The sequence below is a fragment of the Streptomyces sp. NBC_01471 genome, assembly GCF_041438865.1.
GTDB lineage: Bacteria > Actinomycetota > Actinomycetes > Streptomycetales > Streptomycetaceae > Streptomyces.
Genome location: NZ_CP109450.1, coordinates 2,603,265 through 2,625,748 on the forward strand (window position 1 = coordinate 2,603,265; position 22,484 = coordinate 2,625,748).

15 protein-coding genes are annotated in these 22,484 nt (G+C 71.7%); 6 read left to right on the forward strand and 9 right to left on the reverse strand.

The genetic code is table 11. The annotated features are described in order from the left end of the window. Positions 1 to 96: 96 nt before the first annotated feature. The 4 genes from OG285_RS11220 to OG285_RS11235 all read right to left on the reverse strand — a co-directional run bounded on the left by OG285_RS11220 (position 97) and on the right by OG285_RS11235 (position 5,263). Positions 97 to 1,485 carry an AI-2E family transporter gene (locus tag OG285_RS11220; RefSeq protein WP_371790878.1) on the reverse strand — a complete coding sequence of 463 codons (1,389 nt, stop codon included), beginning with the start codon at positions 1,483 to 1,485 and terminating at the stop codon, positions 97 to 99. Between the two features lie 112 nt (positions 1,486 to 1,597). Beyond that, the gene (locus tag OG285_RS11225) at positions 1,598 to 2,308 is read right to left on the reverse strand and encodes a transglycosylase SLT domain-containing protein (protein WP_356836512.1); all 711 of its coding nucleotides are present in this window, start codon (positions 2,306 to 2,308) and stop codon (positions 1,598 to 1,600) included. A 420-nt stretch (positions 2,309 to 2,728) separates the two neighbouring features. Continuing rightward, positions 2,729 to 4,051, reverse strand: coding sequence for a PhoH family protein (locus tag OG285_RS11230; protein ID WP_356836510.1), 1,323 nt, complete (start codon positions 4,049 to 4,051; stop codon positions 2,729 to 2,731). Between the two features lie 450 nt (positions 4,052 to 4,501). Continuing rightward, entirely contained in the window at positions 4,502 to 5,263 is a 762-nt protein-coding gene (locus OG285_RS11235) for an isoprenyl transferase (protein ID WP_327295574.1), read from the reverse strand. A gap of 201 nt (positions 5,264 to 5,464) precedes the next feature. Here OG285_RS11235 and mgrA point away from each other — a divergent pair, with 201 nt between their 5' ends. Further along, the gene (gene mgrA, locus OG285_RS11240) at positions 5,465 to 6,502 is read left to right on the forward strand and encodes an L-glyceraldehyde 3-phosphate reductase (RefSeq protein ID WP_371790879.1); all 1,038 of its coding nucleotides are present in this window, start codon (positions 5,465 to 5,467) and stop codon (positions 6,500 to 6,502) included. Positions 6,503 to 6,649: 147 nt separating this feature from the next. Here the strand turns inward: mgrA and OG285_RS11245 are convergent, their stop codons facing one another. The 3 genes from OG285_RS11245 to OG285_RS11255 all read right to left on the reverse strand — a co-directional run bounded on the left by OG285_RS11245 (position 6,650) and on the right by OG285_RS11255 (position 8,889). Beyond that, a complete protein-coding gene (locus OG285_RS11245) occupies positions 6,650 to 7,369 on the reverse strand; it encodes a prepilin peptidase (RefSeq protein WP_371790880.1) in 720 nt (239 codons plus the stop codon). Positions 7,370 to 7,448: 79 nt separating this feature from the next. After that, the gene (locus tag OG285_RS11250) at positions 7,449 to 8,207 is read right to left on the reverse strand and encodes a class I SAM-dependent methyltransferase (RefSeq protein ID WP_356836503.1); all 759 of its coding nucleotides are present in this window, start codon (positions 8,205 to 8,207) and stop codon (positions 7,449 to 7,451) included. Between the two features lie 88 nt (positions 8,208 to 8,295). Beyond that, positions 8,296 to 8,889 carry an STAS domain-containing protein gene (locus OG285_RS11255; protein ID WP_371790881.1) on the reverse strand — a complete coding sequence of 198 codons (594 nt, stop codon included), beginning with the start codon at positions 8,887 to 8,889 and terminating at the stop codon, positions 8,296 to 8,298. Between the two features lie 267 nt (positions 8,890 to 9,156). On the opposite strand from OG285_RS11255, the gene OG285_RS11260 reads away from it, so the two are divergent. Continuing rightward, positions 9,157 to 9,594: a VOC family protein gene (locus OG285_RS11260; protein WP_356836499.1), complete on the forward strand. Its 438-nt coding sequence runs from the start codon at positions 9,157 to 9,159 to the stop codon at positions 9,592 to 9,594. A 125-nt stretch (positions 9,595 to 9,719) separates the two neighbouring features. On the opposite strand, the gene OG285_RS11265 is transcribed toward OG285_RS11260, so the two are convergent. Then, positions 9,720 to 10,958 carry a cytochrome P450 gene (locus OG285_RS11265; protein WP_356836497.1) on the reverse strand — a complete coding sequence of 413 codons (1,239 nt, stop codon included), beginning with the start codon at positions 10,956 to 10,958 and terminating at the stop codon, positions 9,720 to 9,722. 259 nt (positions 10,959 to 11,217) lie between these two features. Between OG285_RS11265 and OG285_RS11270 the strand changes: the two genes are divergently transcribed. The 3 genes from OG285_RS11270 (at position 11,218) to OG285_RS11280 (ending at position 16,430) form a co-directional block, all read left to right on the forward strand. Beyond that, on the forward strand, positions 11,218 to 14,514 hold the full coding sequence (locus OG285_RS11270; protein WP_356836495.1) for a right-handed parallel beta-helix repeat-containing protein: 3,297 nt from the start codon (positions 11,218 to 11,220) through the stop codon (positions 14,512 to 14,514). A gap of 98 nt (positions 14,515 to 14,612) precedes the next feature. Further along, on the forward strand, positions 14,613 to 15,824 hold the full coding sequence (locus OG285_RS11275) for a S8 family serine peptidase (RefSeq protein ID WP_356836493.1): 1,212 nt from the start codon (positions 14,613 to 14,615) through the stop codon (positions 15,822 to 15,824). Between the two features lie 195 nt (positions 15,825 to 16,019). After that, positions 16,020 to 16,430, forward strand: a complete 411-nt coding sequence (locus OG285_RS11280; RefSeq protein WP_356836491.1) for a DUF3592 domain-containing protein — start codon at positions 16,020 to 16,022, stop codon at positions 16,428 to 16,430. 364 nt (positions 16,431 to 16,794) lie between these two features. On the opposite strand, the gene eccCa is transcribed toward OG285_RS11280, so the two are convergent. Beyond that, positions 16,795 to 20,805 carry a type VII secretion protein EccCa gene (eccCa, locus tag OG285_RS11285; RefSeq protein ID WP_371790882.1) on the reverse strand — a complete coding sequence of 1,337 codons (4,011 nt, stop codon included), beginning with the start codon at positions 20,803 to 20,805 and terminating at the stop codon, positions 16,795 to 16,797. 246 nt (positions 20,806 to 21,051) lie between these two features. Here eccCa and eccD point away from each other — a divergent pair, with 246 nt between their 5' ends. Beyond that, positions 21,052 to 22,440 carry a type VII secretion integral membrane protein EccD gene (gene eccD, locus OG285_RS11290; protein WP_356836487.1) on the forward strand — a complete coding sequence of 463 codons (1,389 nt, stop codon included), beginning with the start codon at positions 21,052 to 21,054 and terminating at the stop codon, positions 22,438 to 22,440. The last annotated feature ends 44 nt before the right edge of the window (positions 22,441 to 22,484 follow it).

Sequence of the window (22,484 nt, forward strand, 5' to 3'; positions counted from 1 at the left end):
CACCCGTAGCACCCGTAGTAACGGCGTACGCGAAAGCCCCGGTGATGTGCGGAAACGCACCACCGGGGCTTTCTGCGCTGTGCTGCTGCCCGAACCTCACTCGGGGAGCTCGGTCCCGGGCGCCGGGGCCGTGACATCCGCCGCCGGCTCCGGCTCCGCAGCCGGCTCCCGCGGCGCCGGAGCCGTGGCCGCCGGGCTCTCCTCCTGCTGACGGGGTGCCGCCCGCATGGCGCTCTCCGTGCTGTACGCGCGGAGGTAGCCGACCACCGTGTTGGTCACCGCCACCAGCGGAACCGCCACCACCGCTCCGCCGATCCCGGCGATCATGCCGCCCGCCGCCACGGAGAGGACCACCGCCAGCGGGTGGACCCGCACCGCCCGGCCGAGGATGAACGGCTGGAGCACATGGCCCTCGATCTGCTGTACGGCGAGGACCAGGATCAGCACCATCAGCGCGGTGAACGGCCCCTGGGTCACCAGCGCGACGACCACCGCGAGCGCGCCGGACATCACGGCGCCCACCAGCGGGATGAACGCGAACAGGAAGATGAAGACGGCCAGCGGAACGGCCAGCGGAACATCCAGGAAGAAGAGCCCGAGCCCGATGAAGATCGCGTCGATGAGCGCCACTATCACCGTGCCGCGCACATACGCGGTCAGCGTCCGCCAGGCACGCGGCCCGGCGCCCGACACTCCCGGACGGGCCTGCGCCGGGACGAGCTTGAGCGTCCACTGCCAGATGCGCGCCCCGTCGTACAGCAGGAAGAGCGTCGAGAACATCGCCAGCAGCATCCCGGTCAGGAACTCCACCATGACCGTGACGCCCTGGAGGCCTGCCGACGTGATCTCGTTGGTGTTGGTGCCGACGGTGTCGCTCAGGTTCTTGGCGATCTCATTGATCTGCTTGTCCGTCACATGGAAGGGGCTGTGCAGCAGCCAGCGCCGCAGCTCCTGGATGCCCTCCTGGACCCGGCTGGAGACCGTGTCCAGATTCTCCATCACCTGCCAGACCACGAACCAGCCGACCAGTCCCATGATGACGAAGCCGAGGATCGCGGTCAGCGCGGTGGCCAGCCCCCGCGGCAGACCCGCCCGCCGGAGCCTGGCGACCGTCGGCTGGAGGAGCGCGGTGACGAGCAGCGCGCCGACGAACGCGAGGACGACGAGCTGGATGGCGCTGATGGCCCGCATCAGCACCCAGAGGGCCCCCGCCAGGACCAGGAGGCGCCAGCCCGCCTCCGCGGCCACCCGCATGCCCCACGGCACGGCGGCCACCGGGTCGGGGCGGGCCGCGACGGCCGGCGCGTAGTCCGGGGGCGGTGGCACCTGGCCCGGTACGGCGTGGCCGTCGGCCCCGTCGGGGTGCGGCGTTGTTGCGCCGGCGCCGCCGTCCGCTTCCTCCGCTGAACGGCGTTCTTCCAACTTTTCACCCAGGTGAGTGAGTTCGGAGCCCACACGTTCCAGCCAGTCCGGCAGTTTCGACATGCTGTTCCTCTTCCCCCGACCGCGCGCCTCATCCGGAGCCGACCGTACACGCAGGGAGCCCCCCACCGAAGGACGGCGGGGGGCTCCCTGGAGCTGAGCGGACAAGCCGCTCTTAATACCAGCTGTTGGCCTGCCAGAACGACCACGCACCACAGGGGCTCTGGTAGCGGCTGTTCATGTAGTTCAGGCCCCACTTTATCTGCGTGGCCGGATTGGTCTGCCAGTCGGCACCCGCGGACGACATCTTCGAGCCGGGGAGAGCCTGCACGAGACCGTACGCACCGGAACCGGCGTTGACCGCCTTGTAGTTCCAGCCGGACTCATGGCTCACGATGTTGCTGAAGCACTGGAACTGGTCGGACGGCATCATCTGCCGCGCCATGGCCTGGACCTGCGCGGCCGAGTAGGAGCCCTGCGAGGAGAAGCTGCTCGCGTCACGAACAGAAGAGCGGCTGGCGGCCTGCTTCTTCTCCTCGGCACGCTTCTTCGCGGCTTCCTTCGCCTTGGCGACCGCCTCGTCGGCAGCTTCCTTCTTGGTCTTCGCGTCCTTGGCGGCCTGGATGCGGGCCGATTCCTCCGCGGACTTCTTCGCTGCCGCGTCGGCCTGCACCGCCTGGGTGTCTGCCTGCTCCGTCAGCGACGCTACCTGGGCCTGCTGGCCGTCAGGAATGTCCGCGAGGGTAGTCGTGTCCGCTGCGGAGGCTGCATCGATGTTGTCGCCTGCGGGCAGCGTGCTGCCCGATGCGACGCCGACAACTGCTCCTACGGTGGTGACCGCAGTGGCTGACGCCACCGCGAATCCCCGGACCGAAATCCGGCTCACACGGTTTTCCTTCCAGCAGCGACCGCTCGTGACCTCGCGGACGCAATCGTGCCCCTGGCTCGGTCCTCCCTGGCGTACAGGTCACGGGAGGCGCTGACCCGGTGGGCAACTCCCTTACGGAAGTGCCGCGTGGTACTCGGGCGGCATGCGGCGGCAAGTGTTGAGTTGTGTGGTGCTGCACCCCTGAGGGTGTACGTGTGCCGCATGCGGGGCCTGACGGAAGCAAGACTCTGCCCGACGCCCACGCTTCAAGGCAAACGTCGGCCGAGTGTTAAAGCTCACACCCCGTTTGGCGCACGAGTTTTCTGGAGATTGCTGCGCAACAGAGAGCCGCCCGGCTAGGCTCCTGCGCCTTGCCGGGCGGCTTCAACTGGCCCTACCGTACCGGTGGGTGTCTGGCAATACCCCCGGGGTTCTCTTCTAGAGCTGTCCGTCCTCCAGCATTTCGGTCACCAGTGCGGCGATCTGCGAGCGCTCGGACCGGGTGAGGGTGACGTGGGCGAAGAGCGGATGCCCCTTCAGTTTCTCGACGACGGCGACCACTCCGTCGTACCGGCCCACCCGTAGGTTGTCCCGCTGGGCGACGTCGTGGGTCAGCACGACCCGCGAGTTCGAGCCGATCCTGGAGAGCACCGTCAGCAGGACGTTCCGCTCCAGGGACTGGGCCTCGTCCACGATGACGAACGCGTCGTGCAGTGAGCGGCCCCGGATATGAGTGAGCGGCAGGACTTCGAGCATGCCCCGTCCGACCACTTCCTCGATCACGTCCCGGCTCGTCACCGAGGAGAGGGTGTCGAAGACCGCCTGCGCCCAGGGACCCATCTTCTCGGACTCCGAGCCCGGCAGATAGCCGAGTTCCTGCCCGCCGACCGCGTACAGCGGACGGAAGACCATCACCTTCTGGTGCTGCCTGCGCTCCATGACGGCCTCAAGACCCGCACAGAGCGCGAGCGCGGACTTGCCGGTGCCGGCCCGGCCTCCCATCGAGATGATGCCGATGTCCGGATCGAGGAGCAGATCGAGCGCGATGCGCTGCTCGGCGCTGCGGCCGTGCAGCCCGAAGGCCTCGCGGTCGCCCCGTACGAGCTTCACATTGCCCTCGGCCGTGATCCGGCCCAGCGCCTTGCCGCGCTCGGACTGGAGCACCAGGCCGGTGTGCACGGGCAGATCGGCGGCCTCCGGTACGTAGAGGGTGTCCTCGGCGAACAGCAGGTCCACCTGGTCGGGAGAGAGGGTCAGTTCGCTCATCCCCGTGTGGCCCGAGTCCGTGATCGCCAGTTCGGCGCGGTACTCCTCGGCGAGGAGCCCCACGGACGAGGCCTTGATGCGCAGCGGCAGGTCCTTGGAGACGACGGTGACGTCGAAGCCCTCGGCCTGGAGGTTGCGCGCGACCGCGAGGATGCGGGAGTCGTTGTCCCCGAGCCGGTAGCCGGCCGGGAGCACGCTGGGATCCGAGTGGTTGAGTTCGACACGGAGGGTCCCGCCGAGTTCGCCCATGGGAAGAGGGGCGTCGAGACGTCCGTACCTCACCCGGAAGTCGTCCAGCAGGCGCAGGGCCTGCCGGGCGAAGTAACCGAGCTCAGGATGGTGCCTCTTGGCCTCCAGTTCCGTGACCACGACGATCGGGAGCACGACCTCGTGCTCGTCGAACCGGGTCATGGCGTTGGGATCGGCCAGCAGGACGCTGGTGTCAAGAACGTAAGTGCGCCTGTCGGGCATGCGGCGCTTAGTGCTGGTCACCACGGAAGGACGTACCCCCTTTGGACACAAGCCTGAGATCGGGGAGCGACGGCGTCGCGGGCTGCTGGGACCGGGGCGGGCCTCCACCAGCGCGGAAGCCGGACCCGGCCCTCCACGTCGTCGCCCGTGCTCACCGCACGGTCGTCCTGGTGCAAAGGGCCTCCCGGGCGAGCGGACCGGGCCGCTCACTGAGATACGACATCCGTGGACCGGACGTCGACCTGGAAGGGGTATTCCCGCGAACGCACGCCGCCATGCCACGGCGTACGACCGGTTCCTGCCAGTGGCGGTCCGGACGGGGAGGTTTTCACCTGCCCGTCACCCGTGGCTGACCGGCGCGACGTCCGCGCGTCACCGGGTGTGCACACCGGAAAAGCGAACAGTTCAGGCCATCACCCGAAAGGGTGCACAGCGCCCCCGCGCTGGGGCGTGGCGGGCACGGGGCGGGAAGGCTCAGGCGCCGTAGCGCCGGTGGCGGGCCGCGTAGTCGCGCAGCGCGCGCAGGAAGTCGACCTTGCGGAAGGCGGGCCAGAAGACTTCGCAGAAGTAATACTCGGAGTGTGCGCTCTGCCAGAGCATGAACCCGGAGAGCCGCTGCTCCCCGCTGGTGCGGATCACCAGATCCGGGTCGGGCTGGCCGCGCGTGTAGAGGTGCTCCGAGATGCGCTCGACGTCGACGGTCTCGGCTAGCTCCTCGAAGGACGTGCCCTTCTCGGCGTGCTCCAGCAGCAGCGAGCGGACCGCGTCGGCGATCTCCTGGCGTCCGCCGTAGCCGACCGCGACGTTGACGAGTATCCCGGTGTTGCCCGTGGTCGCCTCTTCCGCTTCCTTGAGGACGGCCTGGGTGTGGCCGGGGAGCAGATCGAGCGCACCGACGTGGTGGACCCTCCAGCGGCCGTCCGCCGCGAGGCCCCTGACCGTGTCCTCGATGATGCCGAAGAGCGCGGTGAGCTCCTCCTGGGGGCGGTCGAAGTTGTCCGTGGAAAGCAGCCAGAGTGTGGCGACCTCGACCTCGGTCTCCGCGCACCAGCCGAGGAACTCGGTGATCTTGTCGGCCCCGGCCTTGTGGCCCTGTGCGGCAGTGCCGCCGGACGCCTTGGCCCAGCGCCGGTTGCCGTCCAGAATGAGTCCGATGTGCTTGGGCACCTGGTCGTGGTCGAGGCGGCCTTCCACCCGACGTGCGTAGAGCCCGTACACCAGGTCGCGCAAGTTCACTGCGATTCACCTCGCGATGTCGTGCCGGACGCCCTGCCCGACGTGCTTTTCCGGCTGGGGGTCCCGGAGGCGTCCCCCGGGATGGCACAGCACTGAGTCCAGACCTCCGTGCGGTGGCAGTCGCCCGAGCCGCCACAGTACTGCGCAGGGGTCATGACAGCCCAACCCGGCCTGTCACAAGTCCGTGATAAGGAAGGGTCTGTGACTGATTCTCTTCGTTATTCCGCCACTGATGACCGATACGACTCCATGGAGTACCGGCGCAGCGGCCGCAGTGGGCTGAAACTCCCCGCTGTCTCGCTCGGCCTGTGGCACAACTTCGGCGACGACCGCGCGCTCGACTCGCAGCGCGCGATCCTCCGCCGCGCCTTCGACACCGGCGTGACCCACTTCGACCTGGCGAACAACTACGGCCCGCCGGCCGGCTCCGCCGAGCTCAACTTCGGCAAGCTCTTCGCCCAGGACTTCGCCCCTTACCGGGATGAACTGGTCATTTCGACCAAGGCCGGCTATCTGATGCACCCCGGCCCGTACGGCGAGTGGGGATCGCGCAAGTACCTGCTGTCCTCGCTGGACGCCTCGCTCGGGCGGATGGGTCTCGACTACGTCGACATCTTCTACTCCCACCGCTTCGACCCGGAGACTCCCCTGGAGGAGACGATGGGCGCGCTGGCCTCCGCCGTGCAGCAGGGCAAGGCGCTGTACGTCGGCGTCTCCTCGTACAACAGCGAGCAGACCGCGGAGGCGGCCCGCATCCTCAAGGAGATGGGCGTTCCCGCCCTGATCCACCAGCCGTCGTACTCCATGATCAACCGCTGGACCGAGGCCGACAAGCTGCTCGACACCCTGGAGACGGCCGGAATGGGCTGCATCTCCTTCGTGCCGCTCGCGCAGGGCCTGCTCACCGGCAAGTACCTCAAGGGCATCCCGGAGGGTTCGCGCGCCACTCAGGGCAAGTCGCTCGACCCGCAGCTGCTCTCCGACGAGGTGGTACGCCGGCTCAACGGGCTCAACGAGATCGCGAAGCGGCGCGGGCAGTCCCTGGCGCAGCTGGCGCTCAACTGGGTGCTGCGCGATCCGCGGATGACGTCCGCGCTCATCGGCGCCTCCAGTGTGAAGCAGCTGGACGAGAACGTGGCGGCGCTGGCGGCGGCCCCGCTCTCCGCCGACGAGCTGACCGAGATCGACTCGTTCGCCGTCGACACCGCGGGCACCAACATCTGGGCCGGCCGGAGCTGACCACCGCGCGCGGCGCGGGGCAGGCGCGGGGCACAAAAAAACGGGCCGGTCCGTGGGGGGGGATACGGACCGGCCCGAGGGGGGGTTTCCACCATAACCCTTCATAAGTCGTGCGGCTGCCACGCCGTGCCCCCGAGTTCTCCGGGATTACGCTCCGAAACCGCCGAGCAGCAGACCGGTGAGCGCGCCCGCCACCATGAAGGGGCCGAACGGCATCGCGCTCTTGCGTCCCGCGCGGCCCCGGAGGATCAGGCCGACGCCGTACAGCGCGCCGTAGACGAACCCGGCGAAGGTGCCGAGCAGCAGGACCCCCCAGCCGTACCAGCCGAGGGCCACCCCGAGACCGGCCGCCAGTTTGACGTCGCCGAAGCCCATGCCGTTCGGGTTGATGAGGAAGAGCACGAAGTAGCCGCCGCCCAGGGCGAGTCCGCCGAGCAGCGCACCCGTCCAGGATCCCCGCGCGCCGGGCAGCAGCGCAGCCGCTCCCAGCAGGGCCGCGGTCGCCGCCGCGATGGGCAGCGTGAGGACGTCGGGCAGCCGCTGCACGGCTCGGTCCACCAGGCCCAGCAGGACGAGGGCGGGCGCGATCAGCACCCAGACGGCCGCCTCGGGGACGGGGCCCGCCGCTGCGGCGAGCGCGGCACAGCACAGGGCGGTGAGCACGGCGGTCACCGGTGTGCTGGGCCCGTACCAGCCGCCGGTCCCGCGCGCCGGGCCGAGCCAGCCCGCGATGGGCTGTCCCGACGGGGTGGTGTCGTGCCAGGGGGTCCCCGGGGCCACCGCGAGCCGGTAGGCGGGGCGCGGCAGCAGGGTCCCCGCGGCGGCGCCGAAGCAGGCGGCGAGTACGACGATCAGCGCGGCAGACACCCGGCCGAGTTTAGACCGGCGGCAATGGGGGGGGCGGGAGAACGGGGGCGTCACCCGGCCTCAGGCCCCGGCAGGGCGATCACTGCGGCTTACGGGCCTCGATCAGGAAGCGTGTCGTGTGCGCGAGGAACGGTCCCTCGGCCTCGATCCGCTCGTGAAGGGCACGGAGCTGCGGCAGATAGGCCTCGGTGGTGAAGCCGGGCACCATCCAGACCACCTTGCGCAGGAAGTAGATGACGGCACCGATGTCGAAGAACTCGGTGCGCAGGCTCTCCAGTCGCAGATCGACCACCTCAAGGCCCGCCGCCCGCGCCGCGGTGCGCGCCGCCTCCGGGTCGCGCCCCTTGCGCGCTTCGGGCTGCGGACCGAGGAAGTACTCGACGAGCTCGAAGACGCTGGCCGGGCCGACCTCCTGGGAGAAGTACGTACCACCGGGTGCCAGCACCCGGGCGATCTCCTGCCAGTGCGCCTTCACCGGGTGGCGGCTGACGACCAGGTCGAAGGCACCGTCGGCGAAGGGCAGCGGCGGCTCGTCCGGGTCGGCCACCACCACCGCGCCCAGCGGGTGCAGCAGGGCGGTGGCCTTGGCCACGTTCGGCGGCCAGGCCTCGGTGGCCACCGTCAGCCGTGGCAGCTTCGCCACCCCGGCCAGCACTTCCCCACCGCCGGTCTGGATGTCGAGGGCGGCCGATGCCCGGCCCATTCGCTCCCCCATCGCGCGGGAGTACCCCCACGACGGGCGCTCCTCCGTGGCGCGGCCTTCGAGCCAGGAGAAGTCCCAGCCGTCGACGGACACGGAGGCGGCCTCGGCCACCAGCTCTTCAAAGTTCCTGGACATGGGTACCGAGTCTGACAGGCCCGCAGGCGGTCCTGCCAGCGCATTTACGCGCAGCCGGGTGTAGCTGTCACGGAGATCCCGGGATTCCTCAGGCCGAGATCTCGGCGACGGTGGAGCTGCTCGGGAAGTAACCGTCCAGACCGGTCACCCGCAGCATCCGCAGGTGCAGGGCGCGGGTGCAGACCAGGTCGATGGAGCCGCCCCGGTCGAGCGCCCGGCGCCTGGCGCGGCAGAGCAGCCCCAGGGCGGCGCAGTCGATGAAGGTCGCGGGGCGGAGATCGACGATCACCCGCGCGCCCTGGGGTGCGGTGGCGGCGTCGGTGCACTCACGGATGTGGCCGGCCGCGAGGAGGTCGATCTCGCCGTACAGCTCGACCACGGTGAAACGTCCGGCGGTGTAACTGCGGACGGCCGGTCCGGGGCCGCACCGGCCCGGCGGCTCAACGTTCTCCGGAGGTTCTGCGCGCTCTGGGTGGTGCCCCGCATGTTCTGCGTGTTCTGCGTGCCCCGCATGTTCTGCGCGCTCTGCGTGCTCTGCCTGATCCGTGTGCTCGTCCTTCGCATCCATGAGAGATCCCCGCTCGGTCGCTGTGACATCGGTCGGTCGGCGGCAACGGGCCGGTCGGCGAGGCCGTGGCGACGTGACACACCTTAGGAAAGGCCGCGGTGCAGAAACGTGCATGCTTGCCGTGATTCACCTGGCCGGGTGAAGCAGCCGGTGATCCGGTGAACCGCAGCCCCCGGGAGGCGAGTTGTTCCAGTGGGGTGGCCTGTGCACCCGTGCGCGGAGGCCGGGCACGGCCTAGGGTGGTCCCTACGGCATCGCGCGTCGGTCACGGGCCGGGTGAGGCGTGGAGGTGGCCCGTGAGGTGCCCGATGGAGGCATTCCACCGTGTCGGAATCAGAAGCAGCAGCAACAGAAGAAGCAGCAACGAAAAAAGCGACGGCAGTGCCCGGACCAGCATCACAGCCCGGGGCCGATTCGGCATCCCGGCCCTTCCCCGTCGAGCTGAACCACACCATCGTCCCGGCCCGGGACAACCGGGAGTCCGCCGAGTTCCTGGCAACCGTGCTCGGTCTGCGGGCCGGGGAGACGTGGGGCCCCTTCGTCCCGGTGGAGCTGAGCAACGGCGTGACCCTGGACTTCGCGTCCGTACCGACCGGGGCGCCGCTCCCCCTGCAGCACTACGCCTTCCTCGTCCCCGAGGAGGCCTTCGACGGGATCTTCGCCAGAATGCGGGCCACCGGTACGGACTACTACGCCGACCCGCACAAGAAGGAGCCCGGCGCGATCAACCACCTGCACGGCGGCCGGGGCGTCTACTTCATGGATCCGTCGGGGCATGCCATGGAAGTGATCACCCAGCCGTACGGCAACGCGGGCTGAGCCGGACCGCCACATCGCGGTCCGGTTCGATCCAGCCCGGTCCGGTCCACGGCGACCGGCGGGGCAAGGCCGGACAGGGCCGGACAGGGCCGGTGACCTGATTCCGCTGCGGGTGCCGGTGCCGGTCAGCTGCCGAACCGCACCCGTACCTCCCTCGGCCCCCGGGTGAACACCCCCTGCTCGAAGGGCAGGACCCCGTCGGCGGGCCGCATGTCCGGCATGGCGTCGAGGAGTTGGCCGACCCCGGTCGACACCTCGGCCCTGGCCAGCAGGGCGCCCACACAGAAGTGCCGGCCCAGCGCGAAGGCCAGATGGTCGGCCGCCGCCGAGAAGGCGGTGGCCGACGTCAGGTCGGTACGGAAGATGTCGAACGTGTCCGGGGCGGCGTACCGCTCCCCGTCGCGGTTGGCCGAGCCGATCAGACAGGTCACCGTCGCGCCGGCCGGGACCGTACCACCGCTGAGCGTGACCTCCTTGGCGGTCTGCCGCATGATCATGTGGACGGGCGGGGTGAAGCGCAGGGTCTCGGCGAAGGCCCGGTCGATCAGGGCGCGGTCGGCCCGTACGGCGGCGAGCTGCTCCGGGTGGGCCAGCAGATTGGCGAAGATGCTCGCGATGGCCTTGTCGGTGGTCTCACCGCCGGCCGCGAGGAGCAGGCTGCAGAAGGCCTTGATGTCCTCGTCGCTCATCCGCACCCCGTCGACCTCGGCCGCACAGAGCGCGGAGAGCAGGTCGTCGCCCGGGTGCTCCCTGCGGTGCCGGATGACCGGGATCATGTACGCGGCGAACTCCTGGCGGGTACGCTCGCCCGCCGCGGCGACCTCCGGGTCGCCGCTCAGGTTCCCGAGGAACGCGATCACCGAGGTGTACCAGCCGTGGAACCTGGCGTGGTCGGCCTTGTCCAGGCCCAGCATGTCGGCGATGACATGGACGGGGAAGCGGGTGGCGAATCCCGCCACGAGGTCCACGGTCCCCGACGTCGTCCCCGGAGCGGCCCCGTCGAGCAGCGTGTCGATCAGCTCGCGGGCGTTGCGCTCGATCACCGGCAGGAACTTCCGCTCCAGGTCGCTGCCCCGGAAGGCCGGGGCGACCAGGGCCCGGCGGACCGCGTGTTCGCGCCCGCTGAGCTGAAGGATCGTCCGGCCGTGCACCGGTTCGATCTGCCAGTCGTAGTTGTCGGTGGTGAAGGCGGCCTCACGGTCCTTGAAGACCCGCTCGACGTCCTCGTAACGCGAGACGACATAGCTCTGCATGGCCTCGTGCCAGAGCAGCGGCACGGACTCGCGCAGGGCGCGGTAGACGGGGTACGGATTCGCCGCGAACTCGGGCGAGAGGATGTCCGGGATGTCCTGGGCGGTGGCCATGGCGCTCCTTGCGTCTGCCGACTCCGGGGCCGTGAAAGCGGTTCACCAGCAGAGTAGTTGTGCGGCAGGTCGCCGATCAGGGCTGTGTCCGGGGAGATTCGGGGCTCTTGCGAAGTCCGCCCGGTACCTGCCCCCGGTGACCCGCGCCGTACATCCGGCGGGGCGCGGGCCGGAGATCACGCCGTTCGCTCGCTTGGCATGATGGTCCCGGGTCGGGCGGCCGTCGGCCGACCGGAGTACCGAGCACGAGGGAGCCCCTGTGGCGCGCCATCTGATCGTCGTGGACCCGGCAGGCGCGGGCGACCACCGCACCATCGGTGAGGCGCTGAACGCGGCGCGCGGCGGCTCGGTGATCAGCGTCAGGGCCGGGCGCTACGAAGAGAACCTGGTCGTCACCAAGCTGGTCACCGTCGTGGCCCACGAGCCGGGCGGCGCCGTCGAGATCGCACCGCGCAGCGGCAGCGCCGTACAGGTGCTCGCGGAGGCCGTGAAGCTCTCCGGCCTGCGGCTGGTCGCGGGCGGGGGCGGCGACGAGGACGAGCCGGTGGTCGATGTGCCGCGAGGTCAGGCGGCCCTGGAGGAGTGCGAGGTGTTCGGCAACTCCTGGACCGCGCTGCTCTCCAGGGACGAGGGCTCGCTCGCCATCCGTGACACCACCGTGAGCAATCCGGCGGGCGCGGGGATCGTCGACCTGTCTCCGCGTACGAGCGTCGTCGAGCACTGTGTGCTGGAACGGCTCGGCAGTTCGGGGATCGTGCTGGGCGAGGACGCGGCCACCGAGGTGCGCGGCTGCACGGTCCGGGACGCCGGGGGCAACGGGGTCCTGGCCAACGGCCGGGCGCGCGGCACCTTCACCGATGTCACCGTGGAGCGGACCGTGAAACCCGGTGTCGCCGTGGAGGAGAACGCCACGACGCGGTTCACCCGGGTACGGGCCGACGACTGCGTGACCGGCTTCCACATATCGACGGCCGCGCAGACCGTACTGACCGACTGCGCGGCCACCGGGGCCACCACGCACGGCGTCACCCTGTCGGGCGCCACCGACCCCGAGATCACCGGGCTGCGGGTCGACCGGCCCGGCGGTCACGGCATCGCGGTCACCGGGCGCTCACGCGGCACGATCACCGACGCCCGGATCAGCGGCGCCCGTTCGGCCGGCGTGCTCGTCCAGGACGGCTCGTCCACCGTGCTGATCCGCACCGGGGTGGCCGGAGGCGCGGCGGACGGCGTCCTGCTCACCGGTGCCTGCACCGCCCGGCTGGACCGGGTCGCGGTGACGGGCGCGGCCGGGCACGGGATCGTCGTAGCGGGCGGCGCGGACCCGGTGCTGCGCCGGGTCGAGGTGTCGGACACCGGCGGGCACGGCATCGACGTACGGGACGGGGCCCGCGGCAGGGCCGAGGCGTGCACGGTGACGTCGGCGGGCGGCTGCGGCATCCGCGCCGGGGAGGCCCGGCCCTCGTTCCAGGGCACGGTCGTACGGTCCGCGGCACGGGCCGGTCTGTCGGTCCTGGCAGGCGGCGCCGTCTCGCTGGTCGACTGCGAGATCGAGGGGCCCGGCACGGACGGGCTCGAAGCGGACGGCGCCGGGGCGGAGCTGACGGCGGTCCGGGTGCGGGTGCGCGGTGCGGGGCGGCACGGGGTGAACGTCGGGGCGGAGGCGACCGCCGAGCTGACGGAGTGCGTCTTCGCCGCGGGCGGCGGGGACGGACTGCGGACGGTGAGCGGGCTGCGGGTGCGCGCCGCCGGGTGCACGGTCACCGGGAACAAGGGCGCGGGCGTACGCCGCGGGTCCACCGCGGGCGAGCTGGTACTGGACCGGCTGACCAGCGAGGAGAACGGCGAGCCCGACATCACGGGCGGAGCCGACGGGCCGGAGGGCGCCCCCGGCGACCCGCGGGGCCCGCTGGCCCGGCTGGACGAACTGGTGGGCCTGCGCGCCGTGAAGGAGCAGGTGGCCACCCTGGTCAATCTCAACCGGCTGGCCGAACGGCGCCGTGAGGCGGGGCTGCCCGTCCCGGCCACCGCACGCCATCTGGTGTTCGCGGGCCCGCCCGGCACCGGCAAGACATCGGTGGCCCGGCTGTACGGGAGCATCCTCGCGGCGCTGGGGGTCCTGCGGTCCGGCCATCTGGTCGAGGTGGCCCGCGCCGACCTGGTGGCGAAGGTCGTCGGCGGCACCGCGATCAAGACCACCGAGGTCTTCGAACAGGCTCTGGGCGGTGTGCTGTTCATCGACGAGGCGTACGCGCTGACCCAGGGCGGCTCCTCGGGCGGCGGGGCGGACTTCGGGCGGGAGGCGGTCGACACGCTGGTGAAACTGATGGAGGACCACCGGGACGACGTGGTGGTCATCGCGGCCGGCTACTCCTCCGAGATGCACACCTTCCTGGCCTCCAACCCGGGGCTGGCGTCGCGCTTCAACCGCACGGTCGAGTTCGAGAACTACACGGTCCCCGAGCTGATCACCATCGTCCGGCTGCTGTGCGAGCAGAACCGCTACTCGCTGGGCGAGGAGACCGAGCGGGCGCTGGCCGTGCGCTTCGAGCGGATGCACAAGGACGCCTCGTTCGGCAACGCGCGCGCGGCCCGCAAGGTCTTCGAGGAGCTGATCGACCGGCAGGCGCTGCGGCTCGCCGCCATGCCGGAGGTCTCCGAGGAGGACCTCACGACGCTGCACCCGTCGGACGTGGGCGACCAGGCAGCGGCGGCGATCGGCGCCGGTGAGAGCGGACCGGGCGACACGGCCAGGCTCGACGCGATCATGGCGGAACTGTCGTCGCTGGTGGGCCTCGACGACGCCAAGTCGCAGGTGCAGGACCTGGTCAATCTGCTGGCGACGGCCCGCAGGCGGCGGGCGGCCGGACTGCCCGCCCCCTCGGTCGGCCACCACCTGGTCTTCACCGGCCCGCCCGGCACCGGCAAGACATCGGTGGCGCGGCTGTACGGGGAACTCCTCGGCGCCCTCGGGGTGCTGCCGCGCGGCCAGCTGGTCGAGGTGGCACGGGCGGACCTGGTGGGCCGCTACGTGGGGCACACCGCCCAGCTCACCCAGGAGGTCTTCGCGCGGGCGCGCGGCGGTGTGCTCTTCGTCGACGAGGCGTACGCACTGACCCCGGCGGGCGGCTCGGGCTCGGACTTCGGCCAGGAGGCGGTCGACACCCTGGTGAAGCTGATGGAGGACCACCGGGACGACACCGCGGTGGTGGTCGCGGGGTACGAGCGCGAAATGGACCGCTTCCTCGGCTCCAACCCCGGCCTGGGCTCCCGTTTCTCACGCCGGGTGACCTTCGGCGCGTACTCGGCGGAACATCTGGTGGAGATCGTGCGGCGCCAGTGCGAACGCGACGGGTACGACTGCGCGCCGGAGACGGTGGTGCGGCTGAGGCAGCTCTTCGAAGAGGTGCCGCGCGACGAGAACTTCGGGAACGCGCGGTTCGCGCGCAAGGTGCTGGAGTCGATGATGACGCGGCAGGCGGGACGGCTGAGCCGGGATCCCGGCGCGGGAGCCGCCGCGCTGCGGATGCTGCTGCCGGAGGACTTGGTGGTGTGAGACCGTGCGCCGCCCGGGGCACCCGCGGGCGGACCGGAGAACGCGGGGCCGGGGGACGCAGGACCGGCCCGCCCCGTCGGCTGGATAGGATCATGCACATGCCGCCCCGTCCCGTACAACTCCCGGCCGCAGCCGCCCTCGTCGCGCTCCTCGCGGGCGCGGCCACCGTCGCGGGAGCGGCAGCTCCCGCCGCCGCCGACGACTCCCCGACGCTGCCCGCCGTGTCCTCCGCCCCGCCCTCGGCGGGCGGCTGTGTCCGGCCGTCGAAGAAGCACTCCGACCTGACTCCGTGGCCGCAGCGGTACATCGCGCCCTCCCGGGCCTGGCCGTCCGCGCGCGGCGCGGGGGTGACCGTCGCCGTGGTCGACACCGGGGTCGACACCGGCGGGGCGCCCGCGCTGGCCGGGCGGGTGAAGGCCGGGCCCGATGTCGTGTCGGGCGGGACCGCGGGGAAGGACTGCATCGGGCACGGCACGTTCGTCGCGGGGATCGTCGCGGCCGGGCAGAAGTCCGGCGTCGGGTTCGCAGGGGTCGCTCCCGACGCGCGGATCCTGGCGGTCCGGGTGACCGGCGCGGACGGGTCGGCGACCGCCGACAAGGTGGCTGCCGGTATCCGGGCGGCGGTAACGGGCGGGGCACGAGTGGTGGATGTGCCGCTCGCGCTGAACCGCGGCAGCGCCTCGCTCACCTCGGCCGTACGGGACGCGGCGCGGCACAACGTGCTGGTCGTGGCCCCGGCGTACGGGAGCAGCAACCTGTCCCAGGACGCGGCCCCGGCCGCCTATCCGGCAGCGCTGCCCGGCGTGCTGGCCGTCGCCGGTCTCGCCCCCGGGGGCGGCCCCGACCAGAAGGCCGCGCCCGCGACGGCTCCCGACATCGCGGCTCCCGGCACCAGCCTCATGAGCATCGGCCCCGGCGGAAGCGGGAACTTCAGCGGCAGCGGCGCCGACCTGGCTACCGGTTTCGTGGCGGGTACGGCCGCTCTGGTGGACAGTTACCGTCCCGGTCTGACCGCCCAGCAGCTCACGGACCGGCTGATCTCGACGGCGTACCCGGCGGCGGGCGACCAGTCGCTGACGGGCGCCGGAACGGTCGATCCGGCGGGCGCGGTGACGGCCGTACTGCCCACGTCCGCGCCCCGCCCCACGCGCCCCGAGCCCGCCCCGCAACTCGCGGCCAGTACCGGGCACAGCGCCCACGCGGGTGCGGTCGCGGTGGCCGGTGGCGCGGCGGGGCTCGTCGCGCTGACGGCATTCCTCGCGGTGGTACTCCCGCGCGCCCGGCGCCGGGGCTGGCGCCCCGGGGTCTGACGCCGGGACTGCCCGACTCCGGTGTCCCTCGGGCCAGGCGATGGCCGGTTGACGCCCCGGGGAGTGCCTCAGGGCCCGGCAGCAGCATGGAGTTGCGGAGAACCACGCATTCCGGTCCTGCGTCTGTCCTTGGTGCGGGGACGAAACGGTCCCGGGCCGATCCGCGCGGCGCAGCTGAGAGGGAGATGAGAGTTCATGGGTCCAGAGCAGGGGTCGATATCCGTCATGGCGTTCGGCCTGCTCTTCGCGGTCGTGGGCGGGGTGAGCCTGTTCAAGGCGCGTTGGCTGCGGCGCCACGGGGCGCGGGCACACGGCACCGTCGTCCGGCTGGCCAGGACTTCCGGTGAGGGCGGGACGTCCTACCACCCGGTGGTGCAGTACCGGACCGGAAACGGCCAGACGATGGAGGTCAGGTCCTCGCAAGGGAGAAGCCGGCGGAGCAGCCTCAGCGCAGGCACGCCCGTCACCGTCCACTACGACCCGGCCAAGCCGCAGCGGATGGCCATCGACGGCTACTCCGGCGGAGGCGGCATGGTCGCCTTCTGCGTCTTCGGGGCCGTGATCTTCGTGATGGGCATGCGGGTGCTGTTGTCGACGGTGGCGTGACGAAGTGTCCGGTGTCCGATAGTTGATCCGGCGCTGGTTCTGCACCGTCGCCTCGCCCGGGTGCACGCGCACGGAGTTCTCGGACTCCATGACGCCGGAGATGAGGGCCGAGGGCCTCAAGGCGACCCGTACGGCCACAGCCGGGACATGATCGGGGCCGCCATCACCACGCTCATGGAAACCGGTACCGCTCCGACATCGGGCCGACCTGGTCGCCGCCCTCGCCGGCATCGCCCTCACTTCGGCGAAACCCGAGCAACGGGACCAGGCCGAACGCCTCCTCGACCTCCTGCTGGACGGGCTGAAACCCGCGCCGCCGCAGCTCCCCGAAAGCTGACGGTGGACGGTTCCGCCCGCTACTCCCCTACTCCCCCGCCTCCTGCTCCGTCCGCTCGTCGCGCAGCGCCGTCTGCACCTGCACCGTGTTGCGGCGCGTGATGTACAGACCGCGTCCGGGCGGGAGCAGGCGGGGCTTCGTACCGGCGACGATCTGCCCCTCGGCGGGCGGGCAGGACAGTTGCAGGACCGGGGTGTTGGCCTCGACGAGCCGCCGCAGCAACTGGTCCGTCATCATCGAGCGGGACGCGCCGTTGGCGCTGCGGGCCACGATGACGTGCAGCCCCACCTCGGTGCCCTGCGCGAGATACGGCAGCAGCGGGGCGAACGGGTCAGGTCCGCCGCTGCCGATCAGCTCGTAGTCGTCGATGACGACGAACAGCCGCGGGCCCTTCCACCAGTCGCGCTTCGCCAGCCGCTCCGGTGTGATGTCCGGGCCCGGCACCCGGTCGGCCATGGCGCGGGCCGAGCCGGCGACCATCTCCTGCAGCTGCGTCGGGCCGACCGCGTACCCGAGGCGGTGCGCCTCCGGTACGGCCCCCGCGAGGCGGCGGCGGTAGTCGGTGACCATGACACGGGCCTCGGTGGGTCCGTAGCGCCGGGTGACGGCGTCGCAGACCATCGCGAGCAGGTTGGTCTTGCCCGATTCGGCGTCCCCGACCACGACCAGGTGGGGGTGCTCCTCGAAGTCGTGGCGGAAGACGTCCAGCTGGACGTCCCGCAGGCCGACCGGGACGCGCAGGTCTCCGTCGGGTTCGGGCAGTTCGGACGCGGGCAGCGTGAGCGGCAGCATCCGTACGGGCGGGGCGGCTGGGCCGTCCCACTCGGCGGCCGTCTCGCGGACCAGTGCGGCGACACCGTCCGAGAGGGTGTCGACGGACGGGTCGCCGTCGATCCGGGGCAGCGCGGCCAGGAAGTGCAGCCGCTCGTCGGTGAGCCCGCGGCCGGGGGTCTTGGGTACGGTCGCCGCGGCCCGCATGTTGATCGCGGAGTCGACGGGGTCGCCGAGCCGCAGCTCGAAGCGGGTGCCGAGCTGGTCGCGCAGGGCGCTGCCGATCTCGCCCCAGCGGGTGGCGGCGATGATCAGGTGGACACCGAAGTTGAGTCCGCGGGACGCGATGAGCGTGAAGGTCGGCACCAGGTCCATGAAGTCCTGGCGGATCGTGCTCCAGCCGTCGACGACGAGGAAGACATCGCCGTACCCGTCGTCGGCGAACTCACCGGCCGCGCGCCTGCGCCGGAAGTCGGCCATGGAGGCCAGACCGTGGTCCGCGAACTGCCGCTCGCGGCGGGCGATCAGCGCGGTGACCTCGGCGACCGTACGGAGCAGCCGGTCCGGGTCGAGACGGCCGGTGACGCCGCCGACGTGCGGGAGCCCGGAGAGCCCGGTGAGTCCGCCACCGCCCAGGTCCAGGCAGTAGAACTGCACCTCGCGCGGGGTGTGGGTGCGGGCGATGGCGGTCATCAGCGTACGGACCAGGGTGCTCTTGCCGCTCTGCGGGCCGCCCGCGATGCCGACGTGGCCGCCCGCCCCCGACAGATCGGCGGTCAGCTCGTCGCGCCGCTGGTCGAAGGGGCGGTCCACGATGCCGACCGGCACGGTGAGCGTGCGGCGCGGGCCGGCCGAGCCGGGCGGGGGCAGCAGCAGGTCGAGCGTGGGAGGTTCGGTGAGCGGGGGCAGCCACACCTGGTGGGCGTGCGGGCCCGACTCCTCAAGCCGTTCGACGGCGATGGTGAGCAGACTGGCGGCAGCCGCCTCCTCGGCCGGGCCGGCATCCGGTACGGCCACTTCTGGCTCGCTGCGGGGCAGTTGCCGTGGCGCGACCCAGCCCGCGTGGAACGGCACGACCTGCCCCGCCACGACCGCCTGGCGTACGGCGGGGCGGACGACCCGGTAGGGGCCCGAGACGAAGGCGGCCTTGAACCGGGTGAGCGTGCCGACGTCGTTCTTCAGCAGACCGCTGCCCGGCTGGGGCGGCAGCTCGTACGCGTCAGGGACACCCAGCACACCCCGGCTCTCCATCGCGGAGAAGGTACGCAGCCCGACCCGGTAGGAGAGGTGCGACTCCAGCTGGTGGATGCGGCCCTCGTCCAGGCGCTGCGAGGCGAGGAGCAGATGGACACCGAGGCTGCGGCCGAGCCGTCCGATCATCACGAACAGGTCGAGGAAGTCCCGGTGCGCGGCGAGGAGTTCACTGAACTCGTCCACGACCACGAAGAGGGTGGGCAGTGGCGCGAGGTCGGTGCCGGTCTCGCGGGCCTTCTCGTACTCCAGCAGGGACGCGTAGTTGCCCGCCTTGCGCAGCAGCTCCTGGCGTCGCATCAGTTCGCCGTGCAGAGCGTCCCGCATGCGCTCCACGAGCGCCGTCTCGTCGGCGAGGTTGGTGATGACCGCCGAGGTGTGCGGCAGCCGGTCGAGGCCGAGGAAGGTCGCGCCGCCCTTGAAGTCGACGAGGACGAAGTTGAGGGTCTCGGACGAGTGGGTGAGCGCCAGGCCGAGCACCAGGGTGCGCAGCAGCTCGGACTTTCCGGAGCCGGTCGCGCCGATGAGCATGCCGTGCGGACCCATGCCGCCCTGCGCCGACTCCTTGATGTCCAGGGTGACGTGGCTGCCGTCGGCGGCCAGGCCGATGGGGACGCGCAGCCGGTCGCCGGGCGCGCGCCGCTCGTGCAGCCGGACGAGGTCGGCGGAGTGCAGATCGTGGATGCCGAGCAGGCCGGTCAGCTCCTGGTCCTCCTGGAGCGGCTGCTCGGAGCGGGCGGTGGCGCCCAGCCGGTAGGGGGCCACGGCGGAGGCCAGCGCGCGGGCGGCGTGCGGGCCGAGGGTCTCGGGGCGCCCGACGGAGGTCTCGGTGGCCTTGCCGTCCGGGCCTGTGGTGACCATCGCGAGGTCGCCGGGGGTGACCCGGAAGCGGAGTGAGCCGCGTGCGGGGGCGCCGTCGAGGGCCCCACGCACATCGATGACCAGTGCGTTGCGGTAGCCGTGCTCGGCGATGCGGGCATCGGCGGGGACCGCGGCGGTGTCCAGGACGATCACGGTGTACGGCTCGTCACGGCTCGGCTCGGCGCCCGGTTCGAAGGGCGGGCGCCCGCCGAACTCCTCGCCCAGCAGCGGCTCCAGCTCGGAGACGGCTTCCGCGACCAGCCGGGCGGTGCCCGCACCGTCGGTGTCGGACTGGTGCTGGGCGTGCGGCAGCCACTTCACCCACTCCCAGCCGGGGAGCGCCCCGCCGTCGGCGACGACCACCACGGCGAGATCCTCCGGGGCGTGCAGGACGGCGAGCTGGCCGACCATGGCGCGGGCCGCGCCGCGTGCCGTCTCCAGATTCCGTTCGGCCGCCGCGGCTCCCTCGGTGCCGCTCTCCCCGTCCGCGCCGCCGGACAGCAGGACCACCCGGGCGAAGGAGCGCAGCCGGACCGCGATCGGCTGTCCCTGCACCGTCGAGTAGGCCCGGATGAAGCGGCGCAGCGCGTGGGCGCAGAGCGGTTCGAGGTCCTCGACGGGCTTGGTGGAGAGCGGGTTGAGGGTCAGGGCGAGCTGGCGGGTGCCGGTGGCGACCCGGACCTCGGCGAAGTCCTCATGGGTGGTGCGGCGCTCCCAGAGCCGGCCGCCGCGCGCCAGTGAGACGAGCGACCCGGGCTCGGGGTGGTGCCAGGCGTCGGCGCGCCGCTGCTCGTCGATGGCCTTGCGGATCCGGCGGCGGCTGGTGGCGAGGTAGCGCAGGTAGTCGCGCCGTTCGCCGCGCAGCCGCCGTTTGCGGTCTCCCGCGGCGCGAATGAACTGGCTGACCAGCATGCCGACTGCGGACAGCAGCATCATCCCGATGGCGACCCACATCAGGATGCCGCTGCTCTCGCCGGGCCTGATGAAGATCAGTACCATGCCGAGCGAGCTGAGCGCCATGGGCAGATACGTGACGACGCCGCCCATGGCGCCCTGGGACTCGGGGAGCGCGGGTGGTTCCTGGAGGGTCAGCTCGCCCTGCGGCAGCTGCGGGCCCGGCCGGCGCGGCGGGCGCCGGAACGTGACGGTGCTCAAGAGGGCTGGGCCTTCCTCGTTCAAGGAGACAGGGTTCAGGGAGACAGGGTTCAAGGGGACAGGGGAATTACCGGCGGGTCAACGGGCGGAAAAGAAACGGTTGTCCGTTGTGCCGCAGAACAATTTCATCAACCACCCAGCATTGCGGGCAGAATGGTTGATCCGATGATCGGTTCGAACTCACGATAGTGTTCGCCCCGTTCCCGGGTCGACCCGCACCCCCGGACGGGAGAGAATCGAAACGCCGTGAGCGACACCACCGTCGGATTGTGCCGAATAACTGTAAGAGCGCCCGAAAATTCCTATGAGTTGGGCATCCCGGTCGACGTACCACTCGCCGATCTCGTCCCCGTTCTCGTCGAGTACGCGGGCGGAGACCTGCACGAGCAGGGCGCTGCCCACGGCGGCTGGACCCTCCAGCGGCTGGGCGCCGCGCCCCTGGACGAGGAGGGGACCCCGCAGTCGCTGGAGCTGCGCGACGGCGAGACGCTGTATCTGCGGTCCCGTCACGAAACCCTTCCCGAGGTCGACTTCGACGATCTGGTCGACGGCATCGGCGAGACGCTGCGGGCCCGGCCCGACACCTGGCGTCCCGCGCTGACCAGACGGCTGCTGATCGGTCTGGCCGTGGCCGGGCTGACCGCGGCTCTGTTCACCGTCGCGCTGCCGGGCCCCGTCGGCTGGCGGGCAGCCGCGTCCGCCGTGCTCGCCGTACTGCTGCTCGCCGGGGCCACGGCCGCGTCGCGTGCCGTCGGGGACGCGGGGGCGGGTGCCGCTCTCGGGCTGATGTCCGTGCCGTATCTGGCTCTGGCCGGCGCGCTGTTGCCCACCGCGGCGCACGGCGAGGACGTGTTCGGGCCCCGGCTGCTCGCGGGTGGCGCGGCGGCGGCGGGCGCCGCGGTCCTCGCGCTGGCCGCGGTCGGCGCGTTCGCTCCGCTGTTCCTCGGTGCCCTCACCGTCGCCCTGTTCGCGGCGGTCGGCGGCATGGTCTGCGCGGCCGGTGTTCCGTTGTCGCACACGGCCGGATATCTGGCGGTGGGCGCGGTCGCCACCGGGAGTTTCGTACCCGGTCTCGCCTTCCGCCTGGCAGGGCTGCGGTTGCCACCGCTGCCGTCCAGCGCCGAGGAACTCCAGGAGGGCATCGAGCCCTTCGAGGCCGAGCGGGTCAAGGTGCGCGCCCGGCTGGCCGACGCGTATGCCACCGGCTGCTCCGCCGCGCTCGGGCTGGTCCTGGCCGGCTGTGTGACGGCGCTGCTCACCGGTCCCGCGTCGGACGGCTGGCCCGCGCCGGTCCTCGGGCTGGCGCTCGGCGTACTGCTGCTCCTGCACACCCGGACCGTCGGCGGTGCCTGGCAGCGGCTGCTCCTGGCGGTGCCAGGGGCGTACGCCCTGACGCTCGCGGCCTGCACGGACGCGGTCGGCACCGGCCTGCCGGGACGGCTGGAGGTCACGGGCGTCCTGACGGCCGCGGCGGCGGTCGCGATGATCGCCGCCTGGACCGTGCCCGGCCGCAGACTGGTGCCGTACTGGGGGCGCGCGGCCGACATCCTGCACAGCCTGGCCGCACTCGTACTGCTGCCGCTCGCGCTGCTGCTGGCCGGGGTGTTCGGCACGCTGCGCGGCATCTGGGGCTGACAGCCCACCGGCAATGAGATCCGTGAAACCCGTAGTGAGCCCAG